Source organism: Diaphorobacter nitroreducens (genome assembly GCF_002214645.1).
Classification (GTDB): domain Bacteria; phylum Pseudomonadota; class Gammaproteobacteria; order Burkholderiales; family Burkholderiaceae_C; genus Diaphorobacter; species Diaphorobacter nitroreducens.
Window position 1 is genome coordinate 582,376 of the sequence record NZ_CP016278.1, and the last position, 12,351, is coordinate 594,726.

General features: G+C 67.1%; 12 protein-coding genes. 8 read left to right on the top strand and 4 right to left on the bottom strand.

The features are described from left to right. Nucleotides 1-10 precede the first annotated feature (10 nt). A complete protein-coding gene (locus tag BA022_RS02745) occupies nt 11-1,060 on the bottom strand; it encodes a Fe(3+) ABC transporter substrate-binding protein (protein WP_047351435.1) in 1,050 nt (349 codons plus the stop codon). A gap of 183 nt (nt 1,061-1,243) precedes the next feature. Further along, nucleotides 1,244-3,085 carry a glutamine--tRNA ligase/YqeY domain fusion protein gene (locus BA022_RS02750; RefSeq protein ID WP_088886482.1) on the bottom strand — a complete coding sequence of 614 codons (1,842 nt, stop codon included), beginning with the start codon at nt 3,083-3,085 and terminating at the stop codon, nt 1,244-1,246. A 212-nt stretch (nt 3,086-3,297) separates the two neighbouring features. Between BA022_RS02750 and BA022_RS02755 the strand changes: the two genes are divergently transcribed. The 7 genes from BA022_RS02755 (at nt 3,298) to BA022_RS02785 (ending at nt 8,225) form a co-directional block, all read left to right on the top strand. After that, on the top strand, nt 3,298-3,651 hold the full coding sequence (locus BA022_RS02755) for a hypothetical protein (RefSeq protein ID WP_011804882.1): 354 nt from the start codon (nt 3,298-3,300) through the stop codon (nt 3,649-3,651). An 83-nt stretch (nt 3,652-3,734) separates the two neighbouring features. Then, nucleotides 3,735-4,181, top strand: coding sequence for a type II 3-dehydroquinate dehydratase (gene aroQ, locus BA022_RS02760; protein ID WP_011804883.1), 447 nt, complete (start codon nt 3,735-3,737; stop codon nt 4,179-4,181). Beyond that, on the top strand, nt 4,175-5,065 hold the full coding sequence (locus BA022_RS02765) for an alpha/beta fold hydrolase (protein WP_088886483.1): 891 nt from the start codon (nt 4,175-4,177) through the stop codon (nt 5,063-5,065). The genes aroQ and BA022_RS02765 overlap by 7 nt, the downstream gene beginning before the upstream one ends. 9 nt (nt 5,066-5,074) lie before the next feature. Continuing rightward, nucleotides 5,075-5,500, top strand: coding sequence for an alternative ribosome rescue aminoacyl-tRNA hydrolase ArfB (gene arfB, locus BA022_RS02770; RefSeq protein WP_011804885.1), 426 nt, complete (start codon nt 5,075-5,077; stop codon nt 5,498-5,500). A gap of 113 nt (nt 5,501-5,613) precedes the next feature. Beyond that, nucleotides 5,614-6,450 (top strand): DODA-type extradiol aromatic ring-opening family dioxygenase, encoded by an 837-nt coding sequence (locus tag BA022_RS02775; RefSeq protein WP_088886484.1) that lies wholly within the window; start codon nt 5,614-5,616, stop codon nt 6,448-6,450. Nucleotides 6,451-6,475: 25 nt separating this feature from the next. Beyond that, nucleotides 6,476-7,141, top strand: a complete 666-nt coding sequence (locus tag BA022_RS02780; RefSeq protein WP_015913579.1) for an alpha/beta hydrolase — start codon at nt 6,476-6,478, stop codon at nt 7,139-7,141. 154 nt (nt 7,142-7,295) lie between these two features. Beyond that, nucleotides 7,296-8,225 (top strand): DUF3014 domain-containing protein, encoded by a 930-nt coding sequence (locus BA022_RS02785; protein ID WP_088886485.1) that lies wholly within the window; start codon nt 7,296-7,298, stop codon nt 8,223-8,225. Between the two features lie 3 nt (nt 8,226-8,228). Here the strand turns inward: BA022_RS02785 and BA022_RS02790 are convergent, their stop codons facing one another. Continuing rightward, nucleotides 8,229-8,696, bottom strand: coding sequence for an Lrp/AsnC family transcriptional regulator (locus BA022_RS02790; protein WP_011804889.1), 468 nt, complete (start codon nt 8,694-8,696; stop codon nt 8,229-8,231). A 101-nt stretch (nt 8,697-8,797) separates the two neighbouring features. Between BA022_RS02790 and mdeB the strand changes: the two genes are divergently transcribed. Continuing rightward, on the top strand, nt 8,798-11,470 hold the full coding sequence (gene mdeB / locus BA022_RS02795; RefSeq protein WP_088886486.1) for an alpha-ketoglutarate dehydrogenase: 2,673 nt from the start codon (nt 8,798-8,800) through the stop codon (nt 11,468-11,470). Nucleotides 11,471-11,490: 20 nt separating this feature from the next. Here mdeB and BA022_RS02800 read toward each other — a convergent pair whose 3' ends face one another. Beyond that, nucleotides 11,491-12,348 carry a M90 family metallopeptidase gene (locus BA022_RS02800; RefSeq protein WP_088886487.1) on the bottom strand — a complete coding sequence of 286 codons (858 nt, stop codon included), beginning with the start codon at nt 12,346-12,348 and terminating at the stop codon, nt 11,491-11,493. Nucleotides 12,349-12,351: the final 3 nt, after the last annotated feature.

Below are 12,351 nucleotides of genomic sequence, written 5' to 3' on the forward strand. Positions count from 1 at the left end.
GACAGAGGGCTTACCGGAAACCGACGCGGTCCAGCATCTGCTGCACCTTGACGGTGTTGGCGCCGACCGCGCCAATGGGGATGGTTTCACTCTTGAACGGTTGGCCGCCCGTCATGGCCTTGAGGGCCGGGTTGCCCGGATCCACGTCTTTGGCGGCGGGCCATTCGTTGTTGCCGTTGGCAAAGTAGTTCTGAGCCTCAGGGCTGGCCAGGTATTCCAGGAACTTGATGGCGTTGGCCTGGTTCTTGGTGTGGCGGGCCACTGCGCCGCCTGCGATGTTCATGTGCGTGCCCCACGATTGCTGGTTGGGGAACACCACCGCCACCTTGTCCACCACGGCCTTGTCTTCGGGCTTGTCCGAGCGCATCAGGCGGGCGAGGTAATAGCTGTTGGTCACGGCGATATCGCATTCGCCGGCTGCGACGGCCTTGATCTGATCGGTGTCGCCCCCTTTAGGCGCGCGGGCGAGGTTGTTCACCACGCCCTTGAGCCATGCTTCGGCTTTCTGTTCACCCACGTGTTCCATCACGGCGCCGAACAGGCTCAGGTTGTAGGGGTGGGAGCCGGAGCGGATGCAGACCTTGCCTTTGTTTTTGGGGTCACCCAACTCTTCGTAGGTGTCCACATCATCCTTGTTGACCTTGGTCTTGTTGTAGACAACCACACGCGCCCGCGTGGACAGGCCAAACCAGGGAATGCCACCGTCGGCGACCGGAGTTGCGCGCAGGTTCGCGGGAATGGCGTCCTCCAGCACCTTCGAGCGCACGGGCAGGAACAGGCCGTCGGCCTCGCCACGGTAGAGGCGGGCGGCATCCACCAGCAGGATCACGTCGGCAGGGGATGCGGCTCCTTCTGCCTTGAGACGGGCCATGATCCCGGCGTCATCAGAATCCACGCGATTGATCTTGATGCCCGTGGCCTTGGTAAAGCCGCTGTACAGCGCTTCATCGGTGGCGTAGTGGCGGGCGGAATACAGGTTGACCACCTGGTCCTGCGCACTTGCAGCGCCTGCAGCGGCCAGAACACATGCAACAACCAAGGATTTCATAGGCATGGACATGAGGCTCAAGTCTTTCTCGGCAATAAGGTGGTGGGATGATAAAGCAAACGAGAATCGTTATTAAGAATCCATCTTTGCGCCGGGAGAATTTCCGTCGTGCACCCTCGGCAATGCGCAGGCGTTCGGTTTGAGACGAAAAAAATGCCCGGGGACGCGGGCATTTGCTTGTCGAGCAGCGGCTGGCTATTTCGCCCAACTGTCCTTCAGTCCGGTGATCTTGTTGAACACCGGGCGGCTAGCGCTGTGGTCCACCCGGTCGGCCACGAAGTAACCGAAGCGCTCGAACTGGAACTTATCATCGGGCTGGGCGGCGGCCAGTGATGGCTCCACATACGCAGTCACCACCTTCAGGCTGTCGGGATTGAGCAGGGCCAGAAAGTCTTTGCCACCCGCGTCGGGTTGGGCGTCGGTGAACAGGCGGTCGTAGAGGCGCACCTCGGCCTGCACGCCGTCCTGCACCCCCACCCAGGTGATGGCGGCTTTTACCTTCACGCTATCGGCGCCGGGCGTGCCGCTCTTGGTGTCGGGCACCACGGTGGCGAGCACGCGGGTGACGTGGCCGCCCGCATCTTTCTCGCAGCCGGTGCATTCGATGACGTAGCCGCCCTTCAGGCGCACGGTGTTGCCCGGGAGCATTTGCCCGTCCGCCCCGAGCCGGGGAGGATAAAGACGCTTGTAGCCCTTGGGTGGCACTTCGGCGAAGTCTTCGCGCTCGATCCAGACCTCGCGGCCCAGGGTGAAGTGGCGCTCGGGAACAGCCTGGCCTTCGTGCGCGTGGGGCAGGGCGGGTAGGCTGCAGGCCTCGACGTGGCCGTCGCTGCCGAAGACTTCGGCCCAGTTGGTCAGCGTGAGCGGGATCGGGTCGAGCACGGCCATGGCGCGGTGGGCCTTGGATTCCAGGTCCTCCCGCAGGCAGCCCTCCAGCGTGCCGTAGTCGATCCAGCTGTAGTCCTTGGTCACGCCAATGCGCTCGCAGAACATCTGGATGGAGGCCGGCGTATAGCCGCGCCGGCGCAGGCCCACGATGGTGGGCATGCGCGGATCGTCCCAGCCGCTCACGATGCCGCTGTCCACCAGGTGCTTGAGCTTGCGCTTGCTGGTGATGACGTAGGTGAGGTTCAGGCGCGCGAACTCATACTGGCGCGGCTGGGGGCGGGCGATCAGGCCGCCTTCCCCCAGACGGTCCAGCAGCCAGTCGTAGAAGGGGCGCTGGTCCTCGAACTCCAGCGTACAGATGCTGTGGGTGATGCACTCCAGCGCATCCTCGATCGGGTGCGCGAAGGTGTACATGGGGTAGATGCACCATTGGTTGCCGGTGTTGTGGTGCTCGGCGTGCTTGATGCGGTAGATGGCCGGGTCGCGCAGGTTGATGTTGGGGTGCCCCATGTCGATCCTGGCGCGCAGCACGGCGGCGCCGTCGGGGAGCTTGCCGTCACGCATCTCGCGAAAGCGCGCCAGGTTCTCCGCAGGGGTGCGGTTGCGATAGGGGCTGTCCACCCCGGGCTTGCCGAAGTCGCCACGGTTGGCACGCATCTCTTCGGGCGTTTGCTCGTCCACGTAGGCGTTGCCGGTCTCGATCAGGTACTCGGCCGCGCGGTACATGAAGCCAAAATAATTGCTGGCGTAGTACAGGTTCTCGTGGCCGTCGGGGTCTTTCCAGTCGAAGCCCAGCCAGCGCACGGCATCGATGATGCTGTCTACGTACTCCTGATCTTCCTTCTCGGGGTTGGTGTCGTCAAAGCGCAGGTGGCATACGCCGCCGTAGTCGCGCGCCAGGCCGAAATTCAGGCAGATGCTCTTGGCATGGCCCACGTGCAGGTAGCCGTTGGGTTCGGGCGGAAAGCGCGTGCGGATCTTGGCAGGGTCAACCGCTGCGGCAGCGTGGTGGGCTGCGTCGCCTGGGCTGCCCGCCCAGTGGTTTTGGGCATGCACACCGTGCGACAGGTCGGATTCGATGATCTGGCGCAGGAAGTTGCTGGGTTTTGCGGCTTCCGCAGAAGTGTCGTGATGGACGGGGGTGCTCATGCGGGGGATTTTAGGCGGCATAGGTGCGTACTACCGGCGCGAGCGCTTGTTGAGCGGCCGCTGCGGTTACGCATGGAAACGGCGCGGGGTACGTTCGGAAACAACCTGAACATCTGTTCATGCCATCCTTTCACGGTGCTGGCGCGTTAGACGTCCAAACGCCTTGTGTTCAGGCGCCCGGGTGCCGCGGCACCCTTATATAGGAGATTTTCATGATCCAACATCGCTCTTGGTTTGCCGCCGCCGCCTCGGCCGGTGTGGCGCTGGCCCTGTTGGTGGGCACAGGCACCGCCCAGGCACGCAGCGACGTGTACTGGTCTGTCGGCGTGGGCGTGCCCGGCGCCGTCGTGGGGGTGGGCAACGCCGCTCCTGTGTATTACTCGCCTCCACCCGTGTATTACGCCCCGCCGCCCGTGGTGTACGCACCGCCCGTATACAGGGCTCCTCGCCCGGTCTATTACGCGCCACCTGTGGTCGTGGCACCGCCCGTGGGGTACTACCGCGGATACGGGCACGGGTACCGCCACGGCCATCGGCACCATCGCGGCCATCGCGATTGGCGCTGACACGGACACGCCAGTCGGAGTGCTGGCCGCGATAATGCGCATTCGCGGGTCCGTTGCGGCGGGTAGAACCGCGCTAGCACTCCATGACGAAAACCGTTTACGTTCTCAACGGCCCCAATCTCAACCTGCTGGGCACGCGCGAGCCGCAGGTGTATGGCTCCCAGACTCTGGCGGATGTCGAGCAGCTCTGTACGGCCGCATGTGCACGCCACGGGTTGGCGCTGGTATTTCGCCAGAGCAACCATGAAGGCGCTCTGGTGGACTGGATCCACGAGGCCGGCCGGCTGCATGCGGCGGGCCAACTGGCCGGCGTCGTCCTCAATGCTGCCGCCTACACCCATACCAGCGTGGCACTCCTGGATGCCGTGAAGGGCACGGGAGTGCCCGTGGTAGAGCTGCACATCAGCAACGTGCATGCGCGCGAGAGCTTTCGCCACCACTCCTATCTGGCCGGCGCGGCCCGCGCGGTGATGTGCGGGTTTGGCGTGCAGGGCTACGCCCTTGCCATTGATGGGCTGGCCCAATGGTGAGGGAGCCATCGCTCGCCACGCTGCCCCTGCCTCCTGAAGTCACTGCGTTGCAGCAACGCGCACGGCGCGAGTCCACCCCCTGCGGTACCGGCGACATCGTCTGGCATGTCTGGGGGGCATCCCAGGATGGTGCGCTGCCTCTGGTACTGCTGCATGGCGGCAGCGGCAGCTGGACGCATTGGGTGCGCAACATCCACGATCTGGAGGACAGTGGTCGCGAGGTCTGGGTCCCCGATCTGCCGGGATTCGGAGATTCGGCCGCACCACCCGTGGGGGGCGATGCGGACGCCCTGGTGGAGCCGCTGGCCGAAGGCCTGCGTACGCTGTTCGGGCCACGGCCGTGTGACCTGGTGGGATTTTCCTTTGGTGGATTGACGGCGGGCCTGCTGCTCGCAGCCCACCCCGAACTGGCCCGCCAGCTCGTATTGGTAGGAGCCCCGGCGATGGGGGTGGTGCCCCAACGGCAATTCGAGCTCAAGGCCTGGCGCCACCTGCCGCAGGAGGGGCAGATTGCGGCGCACCGCTACAACCTGGCGGCGCTGATGCTCCAGGACACTTCGCTCATCGACGGTTTGGGCGGCCTGGCGTTGAAAACGCACGTGGCCAATGTAGTGCGCGACCGCATGCCCCGCCGCCGCCTGGCGCACACCGATGCTCTGGCGCGCGCTCTGCCGCTGGTGCCTTGCCCCGTGCATGCGATCTATGGCCGCAGCGACGCTCTGTATAAAGAGTGGATTGGTGCATTGGAGGGCGCTTACGCGGCGGCGGCTCCGGACTTTCGCGGCATGGCGCTGATCGAGGAAGCCGGCCACTGGGTGCAGTTTGAGCGTCCGCAGCGCTTCCTGCAGGCACTGGACGACGCCCTGCGCGCCGGGGCCGCCTGACGGACGGGCATGGCCTCCGGCAATCCTTCTTCCGGCGTGCGCGTGGACCCGGCCGAGGTTGAACTTACCGCCATGCGCGCCCAGGGGGCGGGCGGGCAGAACGTGAACAAGGTGTCCAGCGCCGTGCACCTGCGTTTCGACATCGCGGCCTCTTCATTGCCTGAAGATGTGAAACAGCGCCTGCTGGCCCTGCGCGACAGCCGCATCACCCAGCAGGGGGTATTGGTCATCAAGGCCCAGCAATACCGCACCCAGGAGGCCAACCGCCTGGATGCGTTGGCGCGCCTGCAGGCGCTGGTGGACAGCGTCGCGCGGCCGCCGCGCGTGCGACGTGCCACGCGGCCCACGCTGGGATCGCAGCAGCGGCGGCTGGAGTCCAAGAGCCGGCGCGGAGGTGTCAAGGCATTGCGCGGGCGGCCCCATCTGGGGGAGTGACGCTGCTTTCACATCGCATTGGTGCGATGGATGGGACGCTGTGATGGGGTCTATGGCGCTTGGCATCAAGCATGTCGCTCCCACATGATTGCAATCTGGACTGAGGTTTTGCCATGAACACCCCCCATACCCCTTCTGTCACCTCTTCGACGACCGCTGCCGCGCTGCCCGTGCTGTTCGTCTCGCACGGCGCGCCGCTGTTTGCGCTGGAGCCCGGCAGTACCGGCCCGGCGCTCACCCGCTGGGGCGCTGAACTGAAGGCGCAGTACCCCCGCTTGCGCGGCGTGGTCATCATGTCGCCGCACTGGGTGGCGCGCGGCGCCACCGTCATGACCGGGGCGCAGCCCGAGACCTGGCACGACTTCGGCGGTTTTCCTCGTCCGCTCTATGCGCTCCAGTACCCGGCTGCCGGAGCACCCGCCCTGGCACAGGAGGTGTTGGCCCTGTTGGAGCAGGCTGGCATCGACGCGCGAGGCGACGCGGCGCGCCCCTTCGACCATGGCGCCTGGGTGCCGCTGATGCATCTGTTCCCGCAGGCCGACGTGCCCGTGGTGCAGGTCGCGCTGCCCGTGGGTGCCGGTCCGGCAGAGGTGTATACGATGGGTGCGGCGCTGCGCGGTCTGCGCGAGCAGGGCGTGCTGGTCGTGGGCTCCGGCAGCATGACGCACAACCTGACCGAGTTCTTTGGCGGCGCCGACCAGCCCGCGCCCTATGTGGTGGAATTCAGCCGCTGGATCGAGGCGCAGCTGGAGCAGGGCGACACCGCGGCCCTGCTGGACTACCGCACCCGTGCGCCGCATGCCCGACGTGCGCATCCCACGGAAGACCACTTCCTGCCCATCTTCTTTGCGCTGGGCGCTGCCGGCGAAGGCGCCGAGGCGCACTATCTGAGCCGCGAAGTCATGCATGGCATGCTGGCCATGGACGCCTTCGCGCTGCAGGCTGCCTGACACTTCCCCCATCACGACGTTGCCCATGCTCGACCTACCCCTTTCCTTCCTTCACCGCCCCGCGACGCCCGGCTCCGAGCCGTGGCTGCTGGTGCTCATGCACGGCGTGGGCAGCAACGAACAGGACCTGTTCGGCCTGGCCCCGTATGTACCCCCGCAATACCACGTGCTGAGCCTGCGCGCACCGTACCGCATGGGGCCGACGGCCAATGCCTGGTTCGAATTCACCGTGGCAGCGGATGGCGCGCGCAGCATCAACGAGCCGCAGGAGGCCGCCAGCCGCGCGCTGGTGGCGCAGACCGTGGACGCCGCGGCGCGCCAGCTGGGTATTCCCGCCGCGCGCGTGGTGGCGGGCGGCTTCAGCCAGGGCGGCATCATGGCGCTGACCCTGCTGCTCACGCGGCCTGAACTGCTGCACGGCGCGATGGTCTGGCACAGCCGGCTGCTGCCGCAGGCGCTGCCCCATGCGGCGCAGCCGGCCGCGCTGGCGGGGCGCCAGCTCTGGGTGAGCCATGGCGTGCAGGACAACGTCATTCCGCTGGCCAGTGCCCAGGCCATACGCGACCATGTCCGAACGCTGCCGCTGGCGCTGAGCTACCGCGAGTACCCGGGCATGCACGAAATCCGCCCGGAGGAACTGCGCGATTCCATGGCCTGGCTGCACGGCCTGGCCGCAGGCGCCGCCGGTTGACCCCGGTGGTAAGCCTCGTAACCTCTGGTGGTTTAACGTGGTTTTATATGAAACAGGGCTGTAGCATAGACGGGTCAAGCGCTAATAGCTATCAATATTGAAGCGAAGGTGCCCCTTGCACGGTGCGAGGGGGCCTCGTGGAGAAAGGACCGCCATGCCTGTACGAGACCCCGCCGAATTCCATCCCCGGCAGGAGTCCTCGGTCTCTGTCTGGACCGTCATTGCCCTGGTGGCGATCGCCGCCGCGGGTGCCGCCTGGTGGTTCGGGTGGCGCCACACCCAGGCCCCCGAACCCGCGCCCGCGGCCCCCGCCGTCGAGGCCACCCCCCCCGCCGCCGCGCCGCAGGTACCCGCGTCGGGCCCGCAGAACCCGGTGGAAGTGCTGGAACCCCCGGCCGACGCGCTGCCCGCGCTGGCCGATTCCGACGCCTACGTGGCCCGCGCGCTGGCGGAACTGCTGGGGCCGCAGGCGGCGGCGCTGCTGCAGCCCGAGGGGCTGGTGCGCCGCATGGTGGCGACCATCGACAACCTGGCACGCGCCCAGGCACCCTCGCGCATGTGGCCCGTGCAGCCCACGCCCGGCCGTTTCACGGTGGAAGGGGCGCAGGATGCGCCTGCGCAGACCATCGCACCGGCCAACGCGGCGCGTTACCAAGCCTTCGTCACGCTGGCCGAAGCCGTGCCCGTGGACGCCGCGGTGAAGCTCTATGCCCGCATGTATCCGCTGTTCCAGGCGGCCTATGAAGAACTGGGTTTTCCCGGGCGCTACTTCAACGACCGCCTTGTGGCGGTACTCGACCACCTGCGCGCCGCGCCCGAGCCGGCGGGGCCCTTGCAGGTGCGGCTGGTTCCCGTGGTGGGCGAGGTGCCGTCCACCCGGCCCTGGGTGCGCTACGAATTCGTGGACCCCCAACTGCAGGCACTCTCCAGCGGTCAGAAGATGCTGGTGCGCATGGGCCCTGAGAATGCGCGCCGCCTGAAGGCCGTGCTGGCCGAGCTGCGCCGCCGCGTGGCCACTGGAGACATGGCGGCGGGCAACGTCGCGCGCATACCGGCGCAGGCGACGCCGCCTGCCAGCCGCTGACCGCTACGGCGTGGGCAGAGGCAACGCCGTCTTGTAGCGCACCTGCTTGAGCGTGAAGCTGGTGCGGATCTTCTCGATGCCCGGGATGGGCGTGAGCTGCTCGAGAATGAAACGTTCCAGCGCCGCAATGTCGGGCAACGCCACGCGGATCAGGTAGTCGCTGTCGCCCGTCATCAGGTAGCACTCCATCACCTGGTCATGCTCGGCGATGCGCTGTTCGAAGGCCGAGAGCGCTTCCTTGCTCTGGCTTTTCAGGCTGATGTTGATGAACACATTGAGCCCCAGCCCCAGCGCCGTGGCATTGGCCAGCGCCACATACCGGCTGATGACGCCAGCGGCCTCCAGCGCCTTGACCCGGGCCAGGCAGGGTGAGGGCGACAGGTGCACGCGCCGCGCCAGCTCCACATTGGACAGCGCGCCATCGGCCTGCAATTCGGCCAGGATGCGCAAATCGGTAGCGTCAAGCTTCATATGCTGAAAATCATTCCGTGAACGGCATATTGTGCCGATGGGGGGTGAAACATCGTGTGAATCGGCATCCTATTTCGGTATGCGGGGCCTACAGTGGCGCGATGAACGCCCCCACGCCCCTCGCAACACTGGCTACCCTCGCTGCCGCGGCCAGCCCCGATACCGACCCCCAGGAAACCGCCGAATGGCGCGACGCCCTGCAGGCCCTGGTGGCCTCGGGAGGGCCTGAGCGCGCGCGCTTTCTGCTGGACGAGCTGAACCGGCTGGCCGGCCAATTACGCGTGGACTGGCGCCCCGGCTTGAATACGCCCTACGTGAACACCGTGTCCGTGCAGGAGCAGGGGGTGTTCCCCGGCGACCTGGCGATCGAGGAGCGTCTGGCGTCCATCATGCGCTGGAACGCGCTGGCCATGGTGGTGCGCGCCAACCAGGCCTATGGTGAACTTGGCGGCCACATTGCCAGCTACGCCAGTGCGGCCGACCTGTTCGAGAGTGGCTTCAACCATTTCTTCCGCGCCCGCGAGGGTCTGGGCGAAGGCCAGCACCGGGGCGACCTGGTGTTTTTCCAGCCGCACAGCGCGCCCGGCGTGTACGCGCGCGCCTTCCTCGAAGGGCGTTTGAGCGAGCAGGACCTCATGCACTACCGCCAGGAGATCACCGCCCCGGCGCAGGGCGTGCGTGGCCTCTCCAGCTACCCGCATCCCTGGCTCATGCCGGACTTCTGGCAGTTCCCCACCGGCTCCATGGGCATCGGCCCCATCAGCAGCATCTACCACGCGCGCTTCATGCGCTACCTCACGCACCGCAACCTGCTGGATTGCTCCGCACGCAAGGTGTGGGGCGTGTTCGGCGACGGCGAGATGGACGAACCCGAATCCATGAGCGCCCTCACGCTCGCCGCGCGCGAGGGGCTGGACAACCTCGTCTGGGTGGTCAACTGCAATCTGCAGCGCCTGGACGGGCCGGTGCGCGGCAACGGCCGCATCATCGACGAGCTGGAGCGCCTGTTTGCCGGCGCGGGCTGGAACGTGGTCAAGCTGGTCTGGGGCAGCGACTGGGACGGCCTGTTCGCCCGCGACCTGACCGGCGCGCTGGTGCGCACGCTCGAAGGCACGGTGGACGGCCAGATGCAGACCTTTGCCGCCAAGGACGGGCGCTTCAACCGCGACCACTTCTTCGGCCAGAACCCTGAACTGGCCGCGCTGGCCCAGGGCATGACCGACGAGCAGATCGACCGCTTGAAGCGCGGCGGGCATGACCTGGTGAAGATCCACGCGGCCTATGCTGCCGCCGCGCGCCACCGCGGCCAACCCACGGTGATCCTCGCGCACACCAAGAAGGGTTACGGCATGGGCCAGGCCGGCCAGGGCAAGATGACCACGCACAGCCAGAAGAAGCTTCAGGATTCGGACCTCATCGAATTCCGCAACCGCTTCAACCTGCCTTTGAGCGACGCGCAGGCCACCGGACTGGCGTTCTACAAGCCGGGGGACGACAGCCCCGAGATGCAGTATCTGCGCCGCCAACGCCAGGCCCTGGGCGGCTACCTGCCGCGGCGCGAAACGGTGTGCGACGTGCTGCCCGTGCCGCCCCTCGCCAGCTATGCGCAGTTCGCGCTGGCGGCCGATGGCAAGGAGATGAGCACCACCATGGCCTTCGTGCGCATGCTCGGCACGCTGCTGAAGGACGCCACATTGGGCCCGCGCATCGTCCCCATCGTGGCCGACGAGGCACGCACCTTCGGCATGGCCAACCTGTTCAAGCAGGTGGGCATCTACAGCAGCGTGGGCCAGCGCTACGCGCCCGAGGACATCGGCTCGGTGCTTTCGTACCGCGAGGCGCTGGATGGGCAGATCCTGGAGGAAGGCATCAGCGAGGCCGGTGCCATCGCCAGCTGGACGGCCGCCGCCACCAGCTACAGCGTGCACGGCCTGGCCATGCTGCCGTTCTACATCTACTACTCGATGTTCGGCTTTCAGCGCGTGGGCGACGCCATCTGGGCCGCCGCCGATCAGCGCGCGCGCGGCTTCCTGCTGGGCGCTACCTCGGGCCGCACCACGCTGGGCGGCGAGGGCCTGCAGCATCAGGACGGCTCCAGCCACCTGGTGGCCGCCACCATCCCCAACTGCAAGGCCTATGACCCGGCCTATGCGGGCGAGTTGGCCGTGATCGTGGACGCCGGCATGCGCGAGATGGTCACCGAGCAGCGCGACGTTTTCTATTACGTCACGCTCATGAACGAAAACTACGCCCAGCCGGACCTGCCGGCCGAGGCGCATGCAGGGGTGCTGCGTGGATGCTATGTATTCAATAGCTATTCGCGCCCGTTGGAAGGGCGTGAGGAGCCGATTCCATCTCAAAAATCGGTGACCCTGCTGGGCTCCGGCGCGATCCTTACCGAGGTCGTGAAGGCGGCGCAGCTGTTGGCCGAGGAGGGCATCGCGGCCACCGTGGTCAGCGTGACGAGCTGGAGCGAGCTGGCGCGCGACGGCATGGCCTGTGAGGCCGGGCGTGACAGGGGGGATGCAGGCGATGCCAAGCCCTGGCTTACGCAGGTACTGGAGGGAACGAGTGGCCCGATCATTGCCGCCACGGACTATGTGCGGGCCGTGCCCGAATCGGTGCGCGCCTATGTGCCCGAGGGGCGCCGCTACCGCACGCTGGGCACGGATGGCTTTGGCCGCAGCGACACGCGGGCGGCGCTGCGTGCGTACTTTGGGGTCGATGCCGCCAGCATTGCGCAGGCGGCGCGGGCCGCGCTGACGGGCGGTTGAGGGGCGGGAACGAAGCCGCCTCAGCCGGACAGGGGCCGGCCGAAGAACGCATCCAGCACGGGCAGCAGGGTGGGGAATTCCTGCCCGAAACGTTCACGGTGCACGAAGTACGCCTCGCAGGCCACGGCGAAGAACTCCGCGGGCGCGGTGGCGCCGTACGCATCCAGCCACGGCCATGCGCCGCCGAAACGCTCGGCGATGATGATCTGCTCGCGGAACTGCTCGTACGCGGGCTCCCAGGCGTCGCGCCAGGCCGCGTGCGCGGCGCGCGCGCCCCGCGTGCCCATGAATCCCGGAGGCAAGGGCGGACAGCCGTCGGCCGGGCCGTTGCGCATGTCGATCTTGTGCACGAACTCGTGGATCACCACGCTGGTAGCGACCGGTTGTCCGTCCGGTCCGCCCTGGCCGGCCCCGTCCACGGCGGGCCAGCTCAGCATGACGGGGCCGCGCTCCATGGCTTCGCCCAACAGCACCTCGTCGTAGTGGTGCACCACGCCGGCGGCATCCACGGCTTGGCGGCGCGCCACGGCCTCGGCCGGATGCACCACGATGCCTACGAAGTCGTCGTACCAGGCCAGCGCACGCTCGGGAGCGCCCCAGTGCAGCAGCGGCAGGCAGGCCTGGGCCGCAATCGAGACCGCCATGGCATCGGTCACCACCAGCCCATGGGCGCCGGTGAACTCCTTGCGGTCCAGGAACAGCGCACTCAGGGCGCGCAGCTTGCCTTGGTCATGCAGTGGCAGCGCTTGCAGGAATGGGTAGCGCCGCAGGGTCTGCAACCACAGTTGCGCGGAGATGTCGGGGAGGGGGGCCACGGAGGCGCGTACGCGCAGGGCCAGTTGGCGAAGGAAGTGCAGGGGTGCGCGGTTACGTGCCATGCC